The sequence below is a fragment of the Kribbella sp. NPDC048928 genome (assembly GCF_043197975.1).
GTDB lineage: Bacteria > Actinomycetota > Actinomycetes > Propionibacteriales > Kribbellaceae > Kribbella.
Window position 1 is genome coordinate 475,368 of sequence record NZ_JBICUC010000003.1, and the last position, 22,323, is coordinate 497,690.

Genomic DNA, 22,323 nt, shown 5'->3' on the forward strand with positions numbered 1-22,323 from the left:
ACTGCCGCCCCACGGCTGGATGGGCCGCCCAAGGCCTCACGCTTGACGGGCTGCGTGGGCGCGTCGGGTCAGTGGTTGGGTTCTGGCGGGTGGTGTGCGAGCCAGGCGAGCATCTCGCCGCGTAGCCAGCAACGTCCGACCGCTTCGGCGTGCAGCGCCGAATGCTCGAACACACTCACCCCGATGATGCTGTGCCCCGAAGCCCGCCGATCGCCGAACGTCGGAACCCCGGGCGCCACCCCGACCCCCTCCACCGACACCCACGCCACAGGTCGCCGCGTCGCCGCCTCGTCGAGCCGCTGCAGGAACCGCAACCGCCCCTCGAGCTCCAGCCCTGACAACGCCCACGTCGTAACCACGACCGGCAGCACGCCCTCCGGCACCGCAGCAATCGCCTCCGGCAGTACGTCGACAACCTCACCTCGTACCAGCGCCGGCGGTGCCGCCGCAGCCAACTCCAACTCACGCTCCAGCCGCGCCAATCGCTCCACCCGATCCGGCGGCACACACGCGCGCAACCATCGCGCCTCGTTCACGTCGCGCACGTCCACCAGATCGGGCCCAACCGCAACCCGAGCCACCACCTCCGGCATCGCCGTGGAAGGCACAACCCCACCGCGCACCACCGAAGCCGACACCTGCACACCCGAAGCACCATCACCCAACGACTGCCCATTGCCGTACGAGATCCCAACCCGATCAACCACCAGATTGAGCCCGGCCGACCGCCCGACGTCGATCAACCCAACGACCCCGGCCCCGACCCGCCGAGCCACCTCGGCCACCGCCGGATACAGCACCGCGTGCCGCCCACCCTCATCCCCGCGCACAACCCGCCCCGCAGCCCGCTCCACCACCAACTCAGGAGCCCCAACCAAAACCCCCACCGCCAACTCCCCAACCCGCGAGTCCGACCCACCTCCACCGTCCGCGCCAACCCGCCCAGCCGCGTCACCCTGCCCAGCCGCGCCACCTCGCCCAGCCGCACCACTCCGCCCAGCCGCACCACTGCGGCCGGATGCTCCAGCCGCGGCATCCACGTCACCCGCGTCAGACGTGCCACGCCCGCGCGTCCCGCCGGACGCGTCATCTCCGTCATTCGCGGTGGTCTTGCTGGTGGTGGGGATGATCGGCGGGAACGCCTTGGCGAGGGTTGGGGCTTGGCCGGAGAGGGCTAGGTCGTGCAGGGCTGCGAGGATCACGGTGGGGTGCCGTCTGCGCGGCGGCGCCGACTCGATCACCCGGAGTGCGTCGCCGGACTCGCTGAGCGCCATCGCGATCTGCCCGTACAGCGGCGAGATCTTCGCAGCGTCGACCTCCGCGAACCGCCGATACACCTCGGCGAGCGTCCGGGCCCGGCCACCGGCCTTAACCCGACCACCGGTCTTCGCGCGAACATCCGCCTTGTCGCGACCATCGGCCTCCGGCTGCCCACCACTAGACCTCGGCATTCTCGCGAGTCTAGCGACGCGACTCGGCGCTCGCCGGACGTCTCCTTGCAACCTCCTGCCGTCAGGTTGCGGGTTGTTGTGCGTCGCGGCGGGCCGCTGGTGTTGAGTACAGGTACTGGTTGCGAGGTGGAGGTGGCGGGTGGCTGGGGACAGGATCGATGAGGCCTGCAGGCGGCTGGTGGAGTTGTTGCTGGAGCGTCGCGTGACGCTGGTGACGGCTGAGTCGTTGACAGGTGGGATGGTCGGGGCGGTTCTGACGGAGGTTCCGGGGGTGTCGGCTGTGTATCGGGGTGGCGTGATCGTCTACGCGACGGATCTCAAGGCCACGCTCGCGGGAGTTCCCGAGGACCTGTTGGCCGCTGTGGGCCCGGTGCACCCGGACACGGCCGCGGCCTTGGCAACCGGCGTGCGGGAGCGTCTGGGGGCTGACTACGGCCTTGCGACGACCGGTGTGGCCGGACCGGACCCTCAGGCGGGGGTCGGGGCCGGGACGGTGTACGTCGCCGCGGCCGGACCGCGCTCCGTGCAGGTGCGGAAGCTCCAGCTGTCGGGGGATCGGGCAGCCGTCCGCCACGGGAGTGTGGAGGCCGTCCTGAAACTCGGCGCCGAAGTTGTGGCGGAAGAACTCGACTGAACGAGGTGTTGGGACCAGCATGGTGACAGGTAAGGAAGACTGGCACGGCGCACCGAAGGTGGACATTGCGAGGGGTAGTGACCCAGCAACAGGTACCGTTGGTTCCTACGGCCGAGCTACCGTGCGAGTAGACACGGCCGGACAGGCGGAAGGGAGAAACCTCATGGTGCTGGTTCGTGGCCTGCTGGGCGACGTGCTGCGGCGTAAGCGGCTGCGCCAGGGGCGCACTCTGCGCGAGGTATCCGCCGACGCCCGCGTCAGCCTCGGCTACCTGTCGGAGGTCGAGCGCGGCCAGAAGGAGGCCTCCAGCGAGCTGCTGGCGGCGATCTGCATGGCGCTCGAGGTGCCGTTGTCGATGGTCTTCGCCGAGGTGAGCGAGGATCTGGCCCGCGAAGAGGCTCTGGTGCTGGCGCACCCGGCCATCGAGCCCGAGGTCGTGGCCTCGGCCGCCTGAGACGCACTTCATCGGACACCTTCGTCCGGAGCGTCCGTGCTGCTGGATGGCTGGATCAATGCGGTCCGGCCTGGCCAGATGAGTTGCAGCGCCGGCAGCGGTGGCCGGCCGGCCGCGCGGAACATCGTGTTCGCCGTGTAGAGGTGCAGGGCCGAATCGGGGAACCGGAGCAGTTCGGCCGTGTGCGGCGCCGGGAAGAACCTGGACAGGTCGTCCCCTTCGTCGAATTCGGCGCCTTCCATCACCGCCCAGGCGAGCGGCTTCAGGCTCAGATAGGCGTAGCAGGGCTCGGCCTCGAAGATGATGATCTCGGGATGCTGGTACAGGCTCAGACCGAGGGTGTACCCGAATCCCGGATTCCGGCCGCGGTCGCCCGCGACGTACTGCATCGTCCAGCCGTAGGTCTGGATGTTCTGCTCGATCTGCCGCGAGTACTGCTCGTCGGTCAGGCCGCCGCACCTGTCGCACATCGCCACCATCTCCTCTCGCTCGAACATTTGTTCGATGCGCCAGAGAAGGTATCTGCGTTTCGAAGCTGCGGAGACGTTGTCCACAGGGCAATGTCGGTGGATCAGGCTTCGGGCTGGCAGGCCGGGCACCAGTAGGTGACCCGTTCGCGGGTCGGTTCGCCGAGCAAGGCGGTCAGGATCGTCGTGCCGCAGCGCCGGCAGGGCTTGCCGGCGCGCTCGAAGACCCAGGTGCGTTGACCCGGTCGATCGACCCCGGTGCTGACCTGCGCGCCGTGGTGCACGTTGGCCTTCATCAGCTTCCGGCTGAGATCGACCGCGGCCGGTACGTCGACGGACGAGACCGGGCGCCACGGATGCAGACCGAGGAGGAAGCAAACCTCGATCCGGTAGAAGTTGCCGATACCGGCAAGGTTGCGTTGGTCGAGGAGCGCCTCGCTGATGGTTCGCCCCGGATCCGACTCGACATTTGTGATCGCCACCGCGCGGTCGAACGACGGCGACAACAGGTCCGGTCCGAGATGCCCGACCACGCTGCCTTCGTCCTCGGTCGCAACGAGATCAAGGACGGGTAATCGGTAGCCCACAGCCGTCCAGGGCGCCGTCTCGAGAACTGCGCGGATCTCGTGTGACGGCCCGCCGCGCCATCGCTCGCCGGGCCGGTACAGGTGCCAACTGCCATCCATCCGGAAGTGGCTGTGCAGGGTCAGCCCGCCGGACAGCCGCATCAGAATGTGCTTGCCCCGCGCAACGACCTCCAGCATCGTCCGGCCGCTCAGATCGGTCGTGGCCAGCGACGGTATCCGGAAGTCCGTCCGGACGAGCTCCTGTCCCGCGAGCGCCTGGTTCAGCCGCTTGCACGCCCGCCAGACGGTGTCCCCTTCAGGCATCTACTCACGCCCGGAGCCGCAGGCCGCGTGGCGTCGCGTGGAAGCCGGCCTTGGCCAGCGCATCCCCGAACGCCGTGTGCCGCACCTGTTCACCATCGGCCGTCTCCACACTCAGCTTGCCGAGCTGGCCGTCCCGGATCGCCAAAGCCAGCGCATCCACAGCAGGCTGAAGCAGGTCGGGGTCCTCGGTGAAACTCAGCACGGTCCGTCCGCCGCGTTCGACGTACACGATCAACTGTCCGTCGACCATCACGACCAGTGCGCCGGCCTTCCGCCCAGGACGGTGTCCGCTCGCATTGTCCCGCTCGGGCCACGGGAGCGCGGCGCCGTACGGGTTCGCAGGGTCTGACGCGGCCAGCACGACGGCGCGCGCCGTGAGCTCCTCGTCTTTCCTGCCGCGTGCGCGCCCGCCAGGTCCTGCACCACCTGTCGGTGCACCACCCGGCCCGAACCGTCCCGGGGGACCGAACGGCCCGGCCGGCTCGGGGGTCGGCAGTTCGGCGAGGGCACGTAGCCGATCGACCGCGCCTGGCAACGCGAACTGCGCCGCTCCGAGACCGGCGACAAAGTACCCGCGCCGGCACCGCCCGGACTCCTCGAACGCGCTCAGCACCTTGTAGACGGCCGCGAACCCGCCCGGCGTCCGCTCCGTGATCACCGATCCCCGCGTCACGATCCCGTAGCGGTCGAGCAGGGTCTCGGCCGCCGCATGCGCCCGCCGGGTCGCGTCCGAACTGCGGGCCGGAAGCAACGACCATCGCCCGCCCGCGGTCGGCGGACCGCTCCGCGACGGCATCGCCGGGCGGCCCGGTCGCACCGGACGCCCGGGCCGCGCGCGCGGCGTCGCACGACGTGTTCGATGACTGCCGCGGCCGCCGCCGACAAGGGATCGAACCGGGGTCAGCGTGTCGTTCGTCAGGTAGCCGGCCCAGACGAGATCCCAGAGAACGCTGACCAACGCCTCGTCGTCGACAGTGCCGGAATTGGCTCCGACCACGTCACTCAACTGCCGGAAGAAGAACGCACCACCGCCCGCCAGCGCGTCCAGAACGGCCTGGTGGGTATCGCCGAGCTCGAACGCCGGATCCGGATCAGGCAGTGTCAGATCGCAGTTGTCCGCGAGATGCAGCGACACCCACCCATCCGTCCCGGGCAGCGAACCCGAGCCGGCCCACACCACCTCACCGGTCGCAGTCAGCTCATCCAACATCGACGGCTGGTACCCGGGAACTCGCGAAGGCAGCACGATCGACTCGAGTGCCGACGCGGGCACGGCGCAGCCGGCGAGTTGCTCGACCGCTGCGAGAAGCACGTCGTAGCCACGACCGCGACCGCTCGTGATCCCTTGCCACGCCGGCAGGAACCGCGCCAGCGCCGACGGATCAACCGGCTCGACCTCCTTCCGGAGCGCGGCCAGCGAGCGCCGGCGCAAGAGCCGGAGCACCTCGTTGTCGCACCATTCGAGCGCAAGCCCACCTGGCAGGAACTCACCCTCGACGACCCGCCCGGCCGCGCCCAGGCGACGTAGGGCGTCGGTGACAACCGCGACACCGATCCCGAGATGAGTCGCAAGATCGATCGCCCGGAACGGACCGTGCGTCCGGGCATAGCGCGACACCAGATCACCGAGCGGGTCGGCAACCGGCTCCGCGTGCGCCTCCGCGACGCCGGGCGGCACCGGCACGCCCAGCGCATCGCGCAATCGGGCCACGTCCTCGACAACCGCCCACCGATGCTCACCGGCGATGCGCACCCGTACGACGCGCCGGGCGGCCGCGAGCGAAGTCAGCCAGGACTCCGCGTCCGATCCGTCGACGCAGCGCTGGTTCGCCTCGGGCACCGACAACGGCCCGATGATCCGCAGCACGTCGAACAAGCCCTCGGCGTCCCGCGCCCGACGATCCTCGGCCAGTCGCTGTAGCTCTGCCTCGGTCCGCAGAACGACCTCGGCGTCGAGCAGTTCGCGCAGCTCGGTCCGCCCGAGCAGCTCGGCGAGCAGACTCTGATCCAGGGCGAGCGCCGCTGCACGCTTCTCGGCGAGCGGGCTGTCGCCCTCGTACATAAAGGCGCCCACATAGCCGAACAGCAACGACTTCGCGAACGGCGAGGCCTCGGAGGTCTCGACCTCGACGACCGAGATCCGCCGCTCGCTGATGCCGGTGAGGAGGTCCTTCAACGCAGGCAGGTCGTAGACGTCCTGCAGAACCTCGCGGAGCGTTTCGAGCACGATCGGGAACGACCCGAACTTGCTGGCCACACTCAGCAGCTGCGACGCCCGCTGCCGCTGCTGCCACAACGGTGATCGCCGCCCCGGATTGCGCCGCGGCAGCAACAACGCCCGCGCGGCACACTCGCGGAACCGCGCCGCGAACAACGCCGACCCGCCGACCTCGGTGGTCACCAGATCCTCGATGTCGGCCGGATCGAACACGATCAGGTCGGCGCCCGGCGGCGCCTCGTCCGTCTCCGGCAGCCGAAGCACGATCCCGTCGTCACCCGAGACCGATTGCGCATCCATCCCGTACCGATCGCGGAGTCGTGCGGCGATCGCCAACGCCCAGGGCCCGTGGACCTGACCGCCGTACGGCGAGTGCACGCAGACCCGCCAGTCGCCGAGCTCGTCGCGGAACCGCTCCACGACGATCGTCACATCGTCCGGCACCCGGCTGGTCGCGTCGCGCTGCTCGGCGAGGTACGAGACGAGGTTGTTGGCGGCGTACTCGTCCAGGCCCGCCGTACGCGCACGCTCGACCGCCTTGCCGGGCGCCATCGACGCCATCTTGCGGACGAAGGCGCCGGTCGCCGCGCCGAGCTCCGCCGGTCGCCCGACCGCGTCGCCCTTCCAGAACGGCAGCCGCCCGGGCTGGCCGGGAGCGGGGGAGACGAGGACCCGGTCGTGCGTGATGTCCTCGATCCGCCAACTGGACGCTCCGAGCGTGAACACGTCGCCGACACGCGACTCGTACACCATCTCTTCGTCGAGCTCGCCGACCCGATGGTTGGTCGTCTCGCCGACCAGGAACACTCCGAACAGGCCGCGGTCCGGGATCGTCCCGCCGCTCGTCACCGCGAGCCGCTGCGCGCCCGGCCGGCCAGAGATCTCACCGCTGACCCGGTCGAACACGATCCGCGGCCGCAGCTCAGCGAACTCGTCGGACGGGTAGCGGCCGGACAGCATGTCGAGCACCCCGTCGTACGCCGATCTCGGCAGCGTCGCGAACGGGGCGCAGCGGCGCACCAGAGAAAAGAGGTCGTCGACGTTGACCGAGTCGAGGGACACGATCGACACGATCTGCTGGGCCAGCACGTCGAGCGGGTTCGCCGGGATGTGCAGGCTCTCGATCAGCCCCTCGCGCATCCGCTGCACGACGACGGCCGTGTCGATCAGGTCGCCGCGGAACTTGGGAAACAGCACGCCCCGCGACACCGCGCCCACCTGGTGCCCGGCACGACCGACGCGCTGCAGCCCGCTGGCGACCGACGGCGGCGCCTCGACCTGGATCACCAGATCGACCGCGCCCATGTCGATGCCGAGCTCCAGGCTGCTGGTCGCCACCACGCACGGCAGGCGGCCGGACTTCAGATCCGCCTCGATCAGTGCTCGTTGCTCCTTGCTGACCGAGCCGTGATGGGCGCGCGCGATCACCGGTGGCGCCGCGAGCGATCCACCGGACTGCGCCATCACCTGGGCCGGCGAGCCGAGCTCGGGAAGCTCCTGCTCGGCGCGCTCGGCGGCGATCTCGTTCAGCCGGGCGGTCAGGCGCTCGGCCAGACGGCGCGAGTTCGAGAAGACGATCGTCGAATTGTGCTGACTGATCAGGTCGAAGACCTGCTCCTCCACATGCGGCCAGATGGAGGCGTGCTGCTGCGGGCCGGCCGCCGACCCGGACGTCTCCACCTCGGTCGCCGCGAGCTCGGCCATGTCCTCGACAGGGACGACGACGCTCAGATCCCATTGCTTCGTGAACTTGGGCTGCACGACCGTGACCGGCCGCTCGCCGCCAAGGAACCGCGCGACCTCCTCCACCGGACGCACGGTCGCGGACAGGCCGATCCGCTGTGCGGGCTTCGGCAGCAGCTCGTCGAGACGCTCGAGGGTCAGGGCGAGATGGGCGCCGCGCTTCGTACCGGCCACCGCGTGCACCTCGTCGACGATGACCGTTTCGACACCACGCAACGACTCGCGGCCCTGCGAGGTCAGCAGCAGGAACAACGACTCCGGTGTCGTGATCAGTACGTCGGAAGGCCGCGAGGCGAACCGCCGCCGCTCGTTGGCAGGCGTGTCACCAGACCGCACCGCGACATCGACCTCGACCGGCGCCTCGCCGAGCCGGCGCGCGGTCTCGCGGATGCCGATCAGCGGCGCGCGCAGGTTGCGCTCGACGTCGACGGCGAGCGCCTTGAGCGGCGACACGTACAGCACCCGGCAGCGCAGCTTGGGGTCGTCGGGCGGCGGAGTGGTCGCCAGCCGGTCCAGAGCCCACAAGAACGCGGCCAGCGTCTTGCCCGAACCGGTCGGGGCGACCACCAGCGCGTCCCGGCCCGCCGTGATCGCGTCCCACGCCTCGAGCTGGGCCGGGGTGGCCGCCTCGAAAACGTCGCCGAACCACGCCCGGGTCGCGGGCGAGAACCGGCTCAACGCGCTGGTCTTCTTCACGCCGTCCATCTTGCCGGGTGCCACCGACAGTTTTCACGCCGCCGGATCGGACCGGTGGCCTGGCGGGTCCGGCGCGGGTCTGTCGCGGGCTGTGAGCACGCGCTTTCCGTCCGGTGCTCCGATTGTCCCCGTCGTCTGCAATGATCGGCCGCATGATGAACCGCGTACGCGCAGCCCTCGTCATCGCGGCCTGCCTGATCGGATTGACCGGGTGCGTCAAGATCGACGGCGACCTGAAGGTCGGGTCGAACGAGACGGTTTCGGGCTCCATGAAGATCGGCGTCGACAAGCAGCTGCTGCAATCGAGCGGCCAGTCCCTGGACAAGATCCGCCAGGAGATCGAGGGCAGCCTGAAGTCGTCTGCGACCCAGGGCGTCACCTGCAAGTCCTACGAGGACGACAAGTACGTCGGCTCGGACTGCACGTTCGACAGCGTCCCCTTCGACAAGATGGGCGGTGCGAGCGAGGACGGCGTCGGCTTCCGCAAGGACGGCGACAAGGTCAAGGTGTCCGTCGGCGGCGGCAACCTGGGCAATCTGCCGGCGAACAGCGGCCAGCCGCAGGTCAACTTCAAGATCACCATGCCGGGCAAGATCCTCGAGCACGACGCGGGCGCCAAGGTCAGCGGCCGGACGGCGACGTACGACAGCCTCGACAAGCTCAGCAAGATCTCGCTGACCTCCGAGGCCGGCGGTGGGTTCCCGGCCTGGGCGCTGATCCTGATCATCGTGGTCGTGCTGCTGGCGATCGGCGCGGTCGTGTTCTTCCTCCTGCGCAGCCGCAAGGGCAAGGGACCGCAGGGCTATGGTCAGCCGTTCCCGGGGCAGTACCCGGGTCAGCCGGGTCAGCCTGGTCAGTACGGCGGACCTGGGCAGTACCAGGGACAGCAGGGCTACGGGCAGCAAGGCCCCGGCGGTCAGTACCCGGGTCAGCCCGGGCCGCAGGGTCCGTACGGAGGCCAGCAGGGCCAGCCGGGTCAGTACGGTGGTCAGCAGGGTCCTGGCGGTCAGTACCCGGGGCAGCCGCAGCCTGGTCAGCCGCCGTACGGCGGTCAGCAGGGTCAGCCGCAGTACCCTGGGCAGCCTCAGCAGGGTCAGGGGCAGTGGGGCCCGCAGCAACCGCCGCAGCAGGGTCAGCAGCCGCCGCAGCAGGGGCAGGGGGGCTGGGGACAGCAGCCTGGGCAGGGACAACAGCCGGGCCAGCAGCAGGGTCCGCAGTACGGTCAGCAGCCGCCGCAGCAGGGTGGCTGGGGACAGCAGCAGGGTGGTCCGTCGGCGCCTCAGCCGGGTCAGCAGGGCGGGTGGCGGCCGCCGCCGAAGGATGACGACGGGCAGGCATGAGACTGACGGAATTCTGGTCCCGGATGGATCACCATCTCGGACCGGCGTACGCACGGACCTGGGCAGAGACCCAGGTGGTCCAGGAGCTCGACGGCCGGACGGTCGTCGAGGCCCTGGCCGACGGTGAGGCCGCGAAGGTGGTGTGGCGCGCCGTGTGGGCGCACCTCAACCTTCCGGCCAGCGAACGCTGATGCCCAGGGCAACGAATTTGCAGTAAGGCGAACGCTGAGCGCGCCGCCCGTCAGCCGGTCCATCCGGTGCGGGCGGCCCATTCCTCGGCCGGCAGGTACACCAGATCGCAGACCGGGTCCTTGAGATCGCTGTAGTCGCCGATCTCGAGTCGGAGTGTCGCGGCGTGCTGCTTGAACGTGCCGTACGCCTTCGCTGTCTCCGGATGGCTGCGCAGATAGTCGCGGAACAGCAGCGCGTAGCGCTGGTTGGCCCGGCCGGCGACCCGGACGTGCAGGTTGACGCGCCGCCGGTACATCGGCTCGACCAGCATCCGCTTCACCCACTGGACCTCGTCGGTGGACAGACCGGGCACCGGGTGATCGCGCCGGGGTGGGCGGAGCTCCCAGTCCGCGGCGACCATCCGCTCCGCCACGTCGTCCAGTTGCGGCTCGGCGGCGACGGTGACCTGGATGTCGAGGATGTCCTTGGCGGGCAGGCCCGGCACCGAGGTGGATCCGATGTGGTCGATCCGCTGGGCCAGGTCGCCGAGCACCCCGCCGATCGAGTACGCCGTCTTCTGGTACTGCGCCGGCCAGGTCTCGTCCGGCCGCACAATGACGATCCCAGTCATGCGGAGATCATCTCAGGACAGCGGTGAGCGGCCCAGGGATCAGACCGGTTTGACCCGGAACGCGCTGTTGGTGAGCAGCTCCGCTGCCTCGTACGCCGCCTTCTTGATGCCCTTGCGCTCGTCGAAGAACCCGCCGACCACTCCGACGCCGGGGAGCTTCCCGACGAACCGGGCGCCGAGGCTGCCTCGCGGACGCTCCTCGAACACCTCACTGAGCCCACCGAACAGCTTGCTCAGCCGCCAGACCAGCCGGACGCCCTTGCGCAGGCCCATGTCCGAGGAGATCTCGTCGATCCCCAGTTGCGTGGAGACGTCCCTGCCCGCGAGCTCCGGGTCGTCGTACTTGAGGACCTCGTCCGGTGTGATCGGACGATCGGTCAGGACGCGGGTGATGATCGCCGTACGGTCCGCATGCGCCTCGACGCCGTACTCGCGACAGACCGCGCCGATCACCATCGCCTGCACGGCGGCCCCGAGAGTGTCCTTCATCGGCAGCCGGTCCGCGGCGGCGCCGCTGAACCGGGGGAGTCCCGCCACGACCGCAGCGAATCCTCCGAGGCGCTCGACCCACCAGTCGCAGCGCTTCGCGAGAGGGAGCGTCGGCCACTCCTCGTGACCGGGGACCTTCATCTGCAGCAGCCGGTCGATGGCGAGGATCAGGCCCTTCTCCGCGAGGTTGGGCTTCTCCTGCTCGGAGTACTCGGTCAGGTAGCTGCGGATGCCGAACGGGTCCTGGGTACGGAGCGCGTCGAGGACGTGGTCGATGCCGAGTTCGACGCGGCTGATCGCGAGGACGACGGCCGAATCGGGGACGTCGGGACGGTCGGTCACCCCGAAAGGGTAGGGACCCGGCGGGTCAGAATGGCTGCCGGGGCAAGCTTCGGCGTGTCAGTTGTGATTCGAACACGTGTTCGGGATACTTTTGTCTCCGGAAGGTGCTCGGACGGCCGAGTTGTCCACAGATTCGAAGTGGCGGCGAAAACTGTCCGAGGCAACGAATACCTTCTCTGGCGACAACGAACTTCTTTCGGGCGGCCGGGAGGCGGCCCCGGATTATCAGATGGGTCAGGTGGCAGTCACATGGCGGGTGCATCGAGTACGGCGAGTGCGGAGCGCGCGGCGTCCGATCGCGAGAAGGCGCTTGCGACCGCGCTGACGCAGATCGAGCGGCAGTGCGGCAAGGGATCGGTGATGCGCCTGGGTGAGCAGGGCAAGGCGCCGATCGCGGTCATCCCGACCGGCTCGATCGCGCTCGACATCGCGCTCGGGATCGGCGGTTACCCGCGCGGTCGTGTGGTCGAGATCTACGGTCCGGAATCCTCCGGTAAGACGACGGTGACCCTGCACGCGATCGCGAACGCCCAGCGCAACGGCGGGATCGCGGCCTTCATCGACGCCGAGCACGCGCTCGACCCGGAGTATGCGCGGAAGCTGGGCGTCGACACCGACGCGCTGCTGGTCTCGCAGCCGGACTCCGGTGAGCAGGCGCTGGAGATCGCCGACATGCTGATCCGGTCCGGCGCGATCGACATCGTCGTGATCGACTCGGTGGCCGCGCTGGTGCCCCGGGCCGAGATCGAGGGCGAGATGGGCGACAGCCACGTCGGTCTGCAGGCCCGGCTGATGAGCCAGGCGCTGCGGAAGATGACCGGTGCGGTCAGCGGGACGAACACGACCGCGATCTTCATCAACCAGCTGCGCGAGAAGATCGGCGTCATGTTCGGCTCCCCGGAGACGACCACCGGTGGTAAGGCGCTGAAGTTCTACGCGTCGGTGCGGCTGGACATTCGCCGGATCGAGTCGCTGAAGGACGGCACCGACGTGGTCGGCAACCGGACGCGCGTCAAGGTCGTGAAGAACAAGGTCGCCCCGCCGTTCAAGCAGGCCGAGTTCGACATCCTCTACGGCCAGGGCATCAGCCGTGAGGGCAGCCTGCTCGACCTCGGTGTGGATCAGGGCTTCGTCCGTAAGGCCGGCGCCTGGTTCACGTACGAGAGCGACCAGCTCGGCCAAGGCCGGGAGAACGCGCGGAACTTCCTGCGCGACAACCCCGACCTGGCGAACGAGCTGGAGAAGAAGATCATGGAGAAGATGGGCATCGGCCCGACCCTGGACCAGCCGGCCGACGCGGCCGCGGCCGAGGTCGATGTCGACTTCTGATCGCCCCTCCGCGGGTGGCAGCGTCTCCCGGCAGCCCCAGGTTGCCGATGACGCTGCCCTCGCGGCGCAGTCCCTGCCCCACGACGAACGCCTGGCCCTGGCTCGCAAGCTCCTGGCCGAAGGCGTAGCAGCGTCCACTGCCGGGGCGTCGCCGGAGAGTGGGTCGAGCCGGAGTACGCCGGGGTCGTCGACCTCGGCTGGGTCGTCCAAGCCGTCCGGATCGTCAGGGCCGGCGGGCTCGACTAGCGCGGCTGGCCGGGCGAGTGAGGTGCGTGCTGGTGGGCGTGGGCGTGGGCGGCGTGCGCGTACTGCTGGGACGGATCAGGCGGAATCCGAGGACTTCGGTGCTCAGGAGGATGCAGGGTGGGGTACGGCGCGACGTCGGCCGGGCTCGATCCGGCGGACGACCGGCACCATCGACCCGTGGGATGAACCTTCGTCCGTTGCTGCCGCGGAGCACGACGAGCCTGCCGTACGGACGTCGCGACGTCAGCCCTCCACGGAGTCTGCGCGTCAGTCGTCGGGGAAGTCTGCTCGTACCAAGTCGGCTCCGGTGCAGTCCGCAGTTGCCCGATCGGATGACGAGCCCGCTTCTGTCCGGCCGCCGGACGAACCTACGACTCGCGATGCGCAGGATGCTCGGCCGTCGGTGCCGCGACCGAACTTGGATCCGATAGATCCGTGGGGTGATGAGGACGAGCCGGCTGCGCGGGCGTTCAAGGCGCAGGCAGCCGACCGTCTCGCCGAAGCGCGTGCCTTTGCCGACGACATCCCGTTCTCGTCGAACGAGGTAGTCACGCCGGATAGCAACTGGTTGACCGAGTCCGACAACTCGCCAGAAACGTCTGCGACCTCACGAGTCCGTCGTGCTGCCAGTCTGCGATCACCTGCGGACGAGGATGGCGCGGCGGTTGACGACTGGTCTGCTGGAGCGCAGAGCGGTGCGACGAGTCCGGCAGCCGATCCGTGGGCAGAGCCGGATCCGGTCGTCGATACCGCGGGCCGTGCGGAACAGGCCGATCACCAACGCGACGAGTCGGCATCCAGCACACCTCACCCACGCCAACCTCCCACCGAACCATCTCCCACACCACCAACCAATCCCTCCACCCCGCGGACCCCATCCGCCTCGACCTCAACCGCTCGGACCGGTCGGACTGCTCCGGCCATCCGGCGTGCACCGACTGCTTCGAGCACTTCGGACGAGGCGGCGACGGGCGCACCGGGCGCCGTTGCACCAAGCACTGCAGCAACGACCGGTGCTGCAGCCGGGACGGGCGCTGCGTCAAGCGGTAGTGCACCAGGCGATGCTGCACTGGGTGGTGCTGTGGCAAGCGATGGTGCGGCAAGTGGTGGTGCGGCGAGCGGTTTTGCTGCGGGTGGGGCTGCCGGGAGTGGTGGTGCGGCGCGTGGTGGTGTGGTGGGGGCTGGTACCGGTGGTGGGCGGCGGCGGACTGGAGGGGCTCGGCGGGGTGGGTTTGGTGGGCGGGGGCGACGGCGTACGGGCGATGAACCGGGTGAGATGGATTCGGGGCTTGATGGGGATGCGGATCCGTATTCGGTAGCGCGGACGATCCTGCTCGACAAGTTGACGGGGCAGCCGCGGACGCGGGCCGAGTTGGCTGATGTGCTGGCGGATAGGGAGGTTCCGGACGAGGTGGCCGATGCGGTGCTGGATCGGTTCACCGAGGTCGGGCTGATCGACGACGCGGCGTTCGCGAACGCATGGGTGGAGTCGCGCCATCGTGGGCGAGGGCTGGGAAAGCGCGCGCTGGCGCAGGAGCTTCGCCGTCGCGGCGTCGACGACCAACTCACGCGCGACGCGCTCGAGGAACTCGACCCTGAGCAGGAAGAACAGACGGCCCGCGAGTTGGTCCGGCGGAAGTTGCGTTCGATGCGTTCGCTCGAACGGCAGGTGGCAATGCGCCGACTGATCGGCATGCTGGCCCGGAAGGGCTACCCGGGCGGTCTCGCGATGACCATCGTCAAACAGGAACTCGACGCATCACACGACGAGTTCCCCCTCCTGGACTCCTCCGGCCTGGAACCCGAATGACGGGTACGCCGCCGCGCGAGCGAATCGCCGTGCGAGAGGCCAACCCCGGCGACGCCGCTGCGATTGTGCAGTTGCTTCGGCACCTTCACGGCGACAATGCCGCGGCGGCGTCGTTGCCGGTCGTACGGCAGGAATCCCGAACGTTCATTGCGGCTGACGGAGACGACGTGGTCGGACTGGTCGTCGCGACGTTCGTGGACTACGGGCTGGAGCCGTACGGGATGGTCGAGGAACTCGTCGTCTCTCCGGAGCGGCGCGGTACCGGGACGGGGACGTCGCTGCTGGAGGAGTGTCGCGCGTGGCTCAGAGGATTGGGCGCGGAGGTGGTTGTGCGCGGAGGAGACGAACATCAGCTGGTCGCGGGCTGACGGTCCCGACCTCTCCGTACGGCGTGCCGCATCCGGGAGCGCCCGGAAGTCTGGACGGCTGGGCAGCCTTGCTGACTGCTCGGCTGTTGTCCGTTGTCGGGAGTAGCGTCTGCGGTATGGCGAGCTTCGAGGACGTTGAGCGGGTCGTGGGTGGGCTGCCGGAGACCGAGGAGACGACGAAGTACGGGCGGCGGACGTGGGCGGTCGGGGGCAAGGGGTACGCGTGGGAGCGGCCGTTCAGCAAGGCTGATCTGAAGCGGTTCGGCGACGAGACGCCGCCGCAGGGGCCGATCCTGGCCTTGTCGGTCGAGGATCTTGCCGAGAAGGAGGCCGTGCTCGCGGCGCGGGCGGGGGACGGGTTCTTCACCATTCCGCATTTCAACGGGTACGCGGCAGTGCTTGTTGAGCTGGATGTGGTGCCCGACGGCGTCCTGGAGGAGGCGTTGCTGGACGCGTGGTTGGTGCATGCGCCGGCGGACGTCGCGAAGGCTCATCTGGCGAGCAAGTAGCCGTTGGCGCGCAGGCCTGTCACGCAGCGTCAGGTGGGTTCGGGGCGTGGGGTGCGGCGAGGGGCGTTGACGGGTGCGGCGTGACGGTGTGTTATCCGAAGTAGGACCGGTACTTGGGCCGGTCCGTAGGCTGGGATTTTCCGTCGATCCGCCCCAGACACCGCGGAGGGTGCAATGAACGATTTCCAGGAACAGGCGAAGAACTGGCTCCGGAATGTCGTCAAGCAGAACCCGGACAAGATCAAGGCCGGCGTCGAGAAGGCCGGCGACCTGATCGACAAGCAGACCGGCGGGAAGTACGCGGAGAAGGTCGACGCGGTGCAGCAGAAGGTCGGCAGCTTCGTCGACAACCAGACCTCCGAAGAGACGCCGGCGCAGCCTGCGGACACCACCTCCGACACCAGCACCGCCGGTACGGCGGAGAGCGCCCAGTCCGATGGTCCGGCCGAGGCAGCCGACCAAACAGGCACCGCGAGCGCGCCAGACCAGACCGACAGTCCGGCGGCAGGTCAGTCGGATGCTGGGAGTACGGCGGCTGGACCTGTGGTCGCCGGTGGGCCTGCACCCGACCCGGCCGCGACGCCCAGTAGTTCCGCCGGCTCAACGACCGAGGGAACGTCTCCCGGCAGCACAGCCACCAGCCAGCAGTAGCTGACCGCCCGCCTCCTGGATCCGAGGGGACAGCAAACAGCCGAGCATTGCGAGCAGATGCGGGGCGCATGTCAAGCCGACGCGCCGTAATAATCGCACTGTGTAAACGGTCGACTATAAACTGTCACCCTCGGGGAGGGGGACGGTGGGTAGATCGCGACGGCGTACACGCACCCGATTCAAGTCCTGGGGCTTGCTGCTCTTCGGGCTCACTGCGTTGTCTGCGTACGCGAACGACTGGACAGCGACCGCGACGTTCACTGCGATCCTCCTCTTCTATATCGCGGCGCTGCGCCTGACCCGGTGCCGAGTGGAGACCACCAAGCATCGGCCGTGCCTGTGGATCGTGCGAGGAGTAACGGGCACCTGTGACTATCACGTCGGGTACAAGCGGGGTCTGCCTCGACTGGTGCGGGGGAGCAGGTTTGGCGGCCTGCCGACGTTCATGTGGCCGCGGGATGACTTTGAGGGTTTGGTGGGGGTGCGGGTCGAGTCGCAACCGTTGCCTGGGCGCGCGGTGACTGCGAAGGCTGCTGGGGCTGGGTACGAGCGGCTGACGATGGCGTTGACTGTGGGTGGGTTCCTGGTGGCGCTAGTGGGGGTGATCCGGGACTTTGCTGCGGGGTGACCTGGCTTGGGGCAGACCAGTCCGTGAGGTGGTCTCCTGGTGTGCGGTGGGTGTGATCGGTTGGTGGCGAGTGAGTGTCCGTCTTGACCGGGTGGTGGGGCGCGCTTAGCCTCGGGATCAGGAAGGGATGTAACCACCACGAACAAGCACCGGCGGGTCGGTGAACCAGGCGACCGGCCGGGAGAGACGCAATTACGCTCAAGCGAGCTGAAGGAAGGACGACGGCGCCGTGTAGCGCGGTCGGATAGACGGCACCGCACGTAAATCTGGGCTGCACTGGCCGACAGGGTGCGAGCGGCGTCACCGTGGTCTCTGCGTTGTCGGCGGCGACCACGGTGAGCAAGCGAGGCAGGCAACGCTGGACAGCCGCACCTGCGGCCACCACGTAGTTGGCGCAAGCAGCGCGAGCATGGCGATACCGTCGTCAACGGCTGAACCTGGCACCCCCGCTTTTGAGGTGGTGCCGGCACCGCCGTACCTCGATATCAGCGATCCGGTGGCGAGTCCCTTCGACCGATGGCCACAGTCCCGCCTGGGACTCGACGGAGAGGGGAGACGGCGATGACAGCGATGTCTGTTGGCCTGGCCCTGATCGGACTGCTGATCGCGGGCCTGCTGGCCTGGATCGGCCTCACTCTCTCCCGCCGGAAGGCCGCCGAGGCGTCGACCGCTCAGCATGAGGTCGAGGCCGCCGCCGAGCAGGTACGCCGGCAGGCCGAGGAGGACGCCGCCGTACTGCGGTCTCGCGCCGAGGCGGCTGAGCGGCGCGCAGAGGAGATCCGCGGCAATGCGGAGGACCGGGCGTCCGAGGTGCGGCGGGACGCGGAGCAGCGGGCGTCGGACGTACGGCGCGAGGCGGAGACGGAGGCGCAGTCGATCCGGGACGACCTGCGCGAGCAGCGGCTGGAGATGGAGCGCCGCGACCACCGCCTGACCGAACGCGAGGAGCGGCTCGACGAGCAGCACCGCGCGATCGAGGAGCGGCAGACCGACCTGACCGCGCAGCTGGACGAACTGGCGCAGCGCAAGCAGGAGATCAAGGACCTCGAGGACGAACGCCGCCGGATCCTGGAAGGCGTCGCGAACCTGACCACCGAGCAGGCGCGGACCGAACTGGTCGCCTCGATCGAGGACGAGGCGAAGCGGTACGCGCACGCGACGGTCCGCGACATCGAGCGGCAGGCGCTGGACGAGGGCGAGACGAAGGCGCGCAAGATCATCACCGGTGCGGTGCAGCGGCTCGCGTCGGAGCAGACGAGCGAGTCCGTGGTGTCGGTCGTGCACCTGCCGAGCGACGACATGAAGGGCCGGATCATCGGCCGCGAGGGCCGCAACATCCGGTCGTTCGAGCAGACCACCGGCGTGAACCTGATCATCGACGACACCCCGGAAGCCGTACTGCTCTCATGCTTCGATCCGGTCCGGCGCGAGACGGCCCGGCTGACGCTGGACTCGCTGGTGCTCGACGGGCGCATCCACCCGAGCCGGATCGAGGAGATCTACGAGCGCAGCAAGGGCGAGGTCGCCGAGCTGTGCGAGCGGGCCGCCGAGGACGCGATGGCGGACGTCGGGATCACCGATCTGCACCCGGAGCTGATCCGGACCATGGGCCTGCTGCGGTACCGGACCTCGTACGGGCAGAACGTCCTGAAGCATCTCGTCGAGTCCGCCCACCTCGCCGGGATGATGGCCGCCGAGCTCGGGCTCGATCCGAAGCTGTGCAAGCGTGGCGCGTTCCTGCACGACATCGGCAAGGCGCTCACGCACGAGTCCGAGGGCAGTCACGCGATCGTCGGCGCGGAACTCGCCAAGAAGTACGGCGAGAACGACGACGTCGTGCACTGCATCGAGGCGCACCACAACGAGGTCGAGGTACGGACCGTCGAGGCCGTGCTGACCCAGGCGGCGGACGCCGTGAGCGGTGGCCGGCCGGGCGCGCGGCGGGAGTCGCTGGAGGCGTACGTGCAGCGGCTCGAACGGCTCGAGGAGATCGCGATGCACCACGACGGCGTCGAGAAGGTGTTCGCGATGCAGGCCGGCCGCGAGATCCGGGTGATGGTGCTGCCGGACGCGGTCGACGACATCGCGGCGCAGGTGATGGCGCGCGACATCGCGAAGCAGGTCGAGGAAGAGCTGACCTATCCGGGCCAGATCCGGGTCACCGTCGTGCGTGAGTCCCGCGCTACTGAGGTGGCGAAGTAGCGTACTTCGCCCGCCACGCGGGCGGGTCGAAGGGAGCCCCGTAGATCCGGGTCTCGCGGGCGATCCGGCCGTCGCGGAACTCGACGACGTTCGCCACGTAGTACACGTCGCCGCTGTAGTCCGACCGGCCGAGGACGACGAAGTTGTCGCCGGAGCCGCTGATGCGGAGGATCTGGATCGACGGCGGGTCCGGATACTCCTGCTGCATCGCACGCATGGGGTCGCGCCCGACGATGCGTTCGCCGGACTGCGGCATCTCCAGGATGTAGTCCTCCGTACGCATCTCGTGCTCGGCCTCCGCCGAGAGCACGAGTTCACCGTCGGATCGCCAGAGGCGTTCGAGCAGTTCGCGGTTGCGGTCCATGAATTGATGGTGCACCCGGTTCGCACCGAGGAGCCACTACCTTCTCGAACGAGTCCGCGGCGTGACGTCGATCGGCTCGTCGGCGATCCGCTGCTGCGGCGGCTTGATGCTGTACTGCCGCTCGACGTCGGGTTCGAGGACTTCCTCGTCACCGTGCCGGGTCCGGTTGGAGAGCCGGTAGGTCAGCCAGATTCCTGCCGCGCCGCCGAGCATGATGATGATCCCGAGGGCGGTCAGGTCCACTGCGTGGAACGTGTCACGTACGGCGAAGGCAAGGACGGCGCCCACCACGACAAGTGTGAGTCCGGGGCCGATCCGCATACCTGCTCCTTCCGAGGACGGGGTGTACCTGTTCACTCCCCGTGCCCAGGATGGGCGGACGGTAATCGTCAGCGGAACGCCGACTGCCCGGTGAGCGCCTGGCCGATGACGAGCTGGTGGACCTCGGACGTGCCTTCGTAGGTGAGGACCGACTCGAGGTTGTTGGCGTGCCGCATGATCGGGTACTCACCGCTGATACCGTTCGCGGCCAAGATGGTGCGGCACTCGCGGGCGATCGCGATCGCCTCGCGGACGTTGTTCAGCTTGCCGACCGACACCTGCTCGGGGCGGAGCGTGCCCTTCTCCTTCAGCCGGCCGAGGTGCACGGCGAGCAGGATGCCCTTGTTCAGTTCGACGGCCATGTCGGCGATCTTCGCCTGGGTCAGCTGGTACGACGTGAGCGGCTTGTCGAACACGATCCGCTCACCGGCGTACGCGATCGCGGTCTCCAGGCAGTCCCGCGCGGCGCCCATCGCGCCGAAGATGATGCCGAACCGGGCCTCGTTCAGGCAGCCGAGCGGGCCGGACAGACCACGGGCCTCGGGCAGCATCGCACTGGCCGGGAGCCGGACGTCGGTGAGGACCAGCTCCGAGGTGACGGATGCGCGGAGCGACATCTTCTGCTTGATCTCGGGTGCGGAGAAGCCGGGGGTCGACGTCGGGACGACGAAGCCGCGGACGCCGTCTTCGGTACGGGCCCAGACCACGGCGACGTCGGCGACCGAGCCGTTGGTGATCCACATCTTCGATCCGTTCAGGATCCAGTCGTCGGTGTCACTGGAACCGTCGCGGCGGGCGTTGGTGCGCATGCCGGCCGGGTTCGAGCCGAAGTCGGGCTCGGTCAGCCCGAAGCAGCCGATCGCCTCGCCGGCGGACATCTGTGGGAGCCACTCGTTCTTCTGCTCGTCGCTGCCGTACTTCCAGATCGCGTACATCGCCAGGGATCCCTGCACGGACACCAGGGATCGCATGCCCGAATCGGCCGCCTCGATCTCCAGGCAGGCGAGCCCGTACGCGACCGGGCCGAGGCCGGCGCATCCGTACCCGGTCAGGTGCATCCCGAGGAACCCGAGCGCCCCAAGCTCCTTCGCCAGCTCCCGCGCCGGGATCGAACCCGACTCGAACCACTCCGGCAACGACGGCCGCAACCGCTCATCAGCAAACCGCCGCGCAGCCCCCCGCACGTCGACCTCTTCCGACGTCAGTAACGAGTCGACATCCACCAAATCCAAAGAAGCACCCATACGCTCACGCTAGCGGCTGCGAGCGGCGGCGACGTGGTGTGGAAGGCCACACCTACTTCACGATCAGCACCCCGTCGAAAGCATCGAGGTCGGCGAGGGTCTCCTGGTAGACCGGCCGGAGCGGCGGCAGTTCGTCGCGGGCGAAGAACCGCGCATCTCGCGTCTCGTCGGTCTCGGCGAGCAAGGAGCCGCTCCAGCGATCCACCCGGAACACCACCGCGAACATCTGGTGCTCACCGCCGTAGGCGTTGGTGAACCAGTACTGCGGACCTGTGTACAGCGCGATCGGCGTTGCTGCTTCGACGACGAGGCCGGTCTCCTCCTGCACCTCACGCACCAGGGCGTCCCAGATCGACTCGCCCAGCTCGAGCCCGCCCGCGGGCATCACCCAGGTGTCGTCGTCGGACCGGCGGACCAGGAGTACGTCGCCCGCGCTGTCGATGATGACGGCGCGTGGGCCGGGGGTGATCAGTCGCTGGGTGCCGACGGACTGGCGGAGGTTGCCTACGTACGTCTCCTCGAACGGGACCGCGCTCATTTGCGGTACCAGGGCCACCACCAGTGGTGTTTGCGGGGGTGGCGGACGGTGATGGTGCCGTGGCGGGCTTGGCCGGTGACTCGGAGGCGGACGCCGCCGGCTCGGGGTGGGACGGCCTTGTTCTTGGCGGTGCTGTGGACCATGTCCACCTGGTCGATGTCGACGCTCCAGCCTTCGGGGATCACCATCACGACCGAGCTGTGCTTGGCGTGTGCGTCGACGTGGATCTCGGCCCAGTGCACCAGGGCGTCGGTGAAGTCGAGCTTCACCGAGGAGTGTTCGGCGATCGCGGTGAGCCGCTCCGGGACGGTCCAGGCGCCCTCACGCTTCTGGGCGCTGTGCTTCGCGCGGAGGGTCAGCTCCTGCGCGCTGCCGTGCGCGACCGGCACCAGGTCGGCGGTCGCGTTGCGGAGCTCGAGCTGGGTCTTGGCCGTGTAGATCTGGGTCAGCCGCTCGTCCAGCTCTTCGAAGTCCAGCCGCCCGTCGGTGTGCGCTTCCTGGACCACGGCGGCGGCACGCTCGCGGTCGTTGTCGGATGCCCGGTGACCGGGCGGCGGCTGCTCCAGACTCATGAACCCAAAGGTAGC

22 protein-coding genes are annotated in these 22,323 nt (G+C 68.9%); 11 read left to right on the forward strand and 11 right to left on the reverse strand.

The features are described 5' to 3' along the window. Nucleotides 1-68: 68 nt before the first annotated feature. Nucleotides 69-1,451 (reverse strand): DUF2332 domain-containing protein, encoded by a 1,383-nt coding sequence (locus ACGFI6_RS15665; protein WP_393118939.1) that lies wholly within the window; start codon nt 1,449-1,451, stop codon nt 69-71. 139 nt (nt 1,452-1,590) lie between these two features. Here ACGFI6_RS15665 and ACGFI6_RS15670 point away from each other — a divergent pair, with 139 nt between their 5' ends. Together ACGFI6_RS15670 and ACGFI6_RS15675 are read left to right on the forward strand one after the other, a co-directional pair. Further along, entirely contained in the window at nt 1,591-2,085 is a 495-nt protein-coding gene (locus ACGFI6_RS15670; RefSeq protein ID WP_393118941.1) for a CinA family protein, read from the forward strand. A 163-nt stretch (nt 2,086-2,248) separates the two neighbouring features. Further along, nucleotides 2,249-2,539 carry a helix-turn-helix domain-containing protein gene (locus tag ACGFI6_RS15675; RefSeq protein ID WP_393118943.1) on the forward strand — a complete coding sequence of 97 codons (291 nt, stop codon included), beginning with the start codon at nt 2,249-2,251 and terminating at the stop codon, nt 2,537-2,539. Nucleotides 2,540-2,547: 8 nt separating this feature from the next. Here ACGFI6_RS15675 and ACGFI6_RS15680 read toward each other — a convergent pair whose 3' ends face one another. The 3 genes from ACGFI6_RS15680 to ACGFI6_RS15690 all read right to left on the reverse strand — a co-directional run bounded on the left by ACGFI6_RS15680 (nt 2,548) and on the right by ACGFI6_RS15690 (nt 8,562). Then, the gene (locus ACGFI6_RS15680) at nt 2,548-3,036 is read right to left on the reverse strand and encodes a DUF4262 domain-containing protein (RefSeq protein WP_393118944.1); all 489 of its coding nucleotides are present in this window, start codon (nt 3,034-3,036) and stop codon (nt 2,548-2,550) included. A gap of 74 nt (nt 3,037-3,110) precedes the next feature. Next, the gene (locus ACGFI6_RS15685; protein ID WP_393118946.1) at nt 3,111-3,896 is read right to left on the reverse strand and encodes an Fpg/Nei family DNA glycosylase; all 786 of its coding nucleotides are present in this window, start codon (nt 3,894-3,896) and stop codon (nt 3,111-3,113) included. A gap of 4 nt (nt 3,897-3,900) precedes the next feature. Further along, nucleotides 3,901-8,562 (reverse strand): ATP-dependent helicase, encoded by a 4,662-nt coding sequence (locus tag ACGFI6_RS15690; protein ID WP_393119740.1) that lies wholly within the window; start codon nt 8,560-8,562, stop codon nt 3,901-3,903. A gap of 143 nt (nt 8,563-8,705) precedes the next feature. On the opposite strand from ACGFI6_RS15690, the gene ACGFI6_RS15695 reads away from it, so the two are divergent. Then, nucleotides 8,706-9,893, forward strand: a complete 1,188-nt coding sequence (locus ACGFI6_RS15695) for an LppM family (lipo)protein (protein WP_393118948.1) — start codon at nt 8,706-8,708, stop codon at nt 9,891-9,893. Beyond that, nucleotides 9,890-10,084: a DUF3046 domain-containing protein gene (locus tag ACGFI6_RS15700; protein WP_393118949.1), complete on the forward strand. Its 195-nt coding sequence runs from the start codon at nt 9,890-9,892 to the stop codon at nt 10,082-10,084. The genes ACGFI6_RS15695 and ACGFI6_RS15700 overlap by 4 nt, the downstream gene beginning before the upstream one ends. 50 nt (nt 10,085-10,134) lie before the next feature. On the opposite strand, the gene ACGFI6_RS15705 is transcribed toward ACGFI6_RS15700, so the two are convergent. Together ACGFI6_RS15705 and ACGFI6_RS15710 are read right to left on the reverse strand one after the other, a co-directional pair. Further along, on the reverse strand, nt 10,135-10,695 hold the full coding sequence (locus tag ACGFI6_RS15705; RefSeq protein WP_393118951.1) for a GrpB family protein: 561 nt from the start codon (nt 10,693-10,695) through the stop codon (nt 10,135-10,137). Between the two features lie 39 nt (nt 10,696-10,734). Continuing rightward, nucleotides 10,735-11,526, reverse strand: a complete 792-nt coding sequence (locus tag ACGFI6_RS15710; protein WP_393118953.1) for a hypothetical protein — start codon at nt 11,524-11,526, stop codon at nt 10,735-10,737. Between the two features lie 249 nt (nt 11,527-11,775). On the opposite strand from ACGFI6_RS15710, the gene recA reads away from it, so the two are divergent. The 7 genes from recA to rny all read left to right on the forward strand — a co-directional run bounded on the left by recA (nt 11,776) and on the right by rny (nt 19,269). Beyond that, nucleotides 11,776-12,855, forward strand: coding sequence for a recombinase RecA (recA, locus tag ACGFI6_RS15715; protein ID WP_393118955.1), 1,080 nt, complete (start codon nt 11,776-11,778; stop codon nt 12,853-12,855). A 1,259-nt stretch (nt 12,856-14,114) separates the two neighbouring features. Further along, nucleotides 14,115-14,420 (forward strand): hypothetical protein, encoded by a 306-nt coding sequence (locus ACGFI6_RS15720; RefSeq protein WP_393118957.1) that lies wholly within the window; start codon nt 14,115-14,117, stop codon nt 14,418-14,420. Further along, the gene (locus ACGFI6_RS15725) at nt 14,378-14,911 is read left to right on the forward strand and encodes a regulatory protein RecX (protein WP_393118959.1); all 534 of its coding nucleotides are present in this window, start codon (nt 14,378-14,380) and stop codon (nt 14,909-14,911) included. The genes ACGFI6_RS15720 and ACGFI6_RS15725 overlap by 43 nt, the downstream gene beginning before the upstream one ends. Further along, the gene (locus tag ACGFI6_RS15730; protein WP_393118961.1) at nt 14,908-15,279 is read left to right on the forward strand and encodes a GNAT family N-acetyltransferase; all 372 of its coding nucleotides are present in this window, start codon (nt 14,908-14,910) and stop codon (nt 15,277-15,279) included. The genes ACGFI6_RS15725 and ACGFI6_RS15730 overlap by 4 nt, the downstream gene beginning before the upstream one ends. A gap of 116 nt (nt 15,280-15,395) precedes the next feature. Then, on the forward strand, nt 15,396-15,788 hold the full coding sequence (locus ACGFI6_RS15735; protein WP_393118963.1) for an MmcQ/YjbR family DNA-binding protein: 393 nt from the start codon (nt 15,396-15,398) through the stop codon (nt 15,786-15,788). 174 nt (nt 15,789-15,962) lie between these two features. Beyond that, complete coding sequence (locus ACGFI6_RS15740; protein ID WP_393118965.1) at nt 15,963-16,439, forward strand: Rv0909 family putative TA system antitoxin; 477 nt, start codon at nt 15,963-15,965, stop codon at nt 16,437-16,439. Between the two features lie 1,189 nt (nt 16,440-17,628). Then, nucleotides 17,629-19,269: a ribonuclease Y gene (gene rny, locus ACGFI6_RS15745; RefSeq protein WP_393118967.1), complete on the forward strand. Its 1,641-nt coding sequence runs from the start codon at nt 17,629-17,631 to the stop codon at nt 19,267-19,269. Here the strand turns inward: rny and ACGFI6_RS15750 are convergent. The 5 genes from ACGFI6_RS15750 to ACGFI6_RS15770 form a co-directional block, all read right to left on the reverse strand. After that, a complete protein-coding gene (locus tag ACGFI6_RS15750) occupies nt 19,250-19,633 on the reverse strand; it encodes a nuclear transport factor 2 family protein (RefSeq protein WP_393118969.1) in 384 nt (127 codons plus the stop codon). The two genes, rny and ACGFI6_RS15750, sit on opposite strands and share 20 nt — an antisense overlap. Before the next feature lie 36 nt (nt 19,634-19,669). Further along, nucleotides 19,670-19,954: a DUF6458 family protein gene (locus ACGFI6_RS15755; protein WP_393118970.1), complete on the reverse strand. Its 285-nt coding sequence runs from the start codon at nt 19,952-19,954 to the stop codon at nt 19,670-19,672. A gap of 68 nt (nt 19,955-20,022) precedes the next feature. After that, nucleotides 20,023-21,198: an acyl-CoA dehydrogenase family protein gene (locus tag ACGFI6_RS15760; protein WP_393118972.1), complete on the reverse strand. Its 1,176-nt coding sequence runs from the start codon at nt 21,196-21,198 to the stop codon at nt 20,023-20,025. Nucleotides 21,199-21,250: 52 nt separating this feature from the next. Continuing rightward, nucleotides 21,251-21,736 carry an NUDIX domain-containing protein gene (locus tag ACGFI6_RS15765; RefSeq protein WP_393118974.1) on the reverse strand — a complete coding sequence of 162 codons (486 nt, stop codon included), beginning with the start codon at nt 21,734-21,736 and terminating at the stop codon, nt 21,251-21,253. Continuing rightward, entirely contained in the window at nt 21,733-22,308 is a 576-nt protein-coding gene (locus tag ACGFI6_RS15770) for a DUF1707 domain-containing protein (RefSeq protein ID WP_393118976.1), read from the reverse strand. The genes ACGFI6_RS15765 and ACGFI6_RS15770 overlap by 4 nt, the downstream gene beginning before the upstream one ends. Nucleotides 22,309-22,323: the final 15 nt, after the last annotated feature.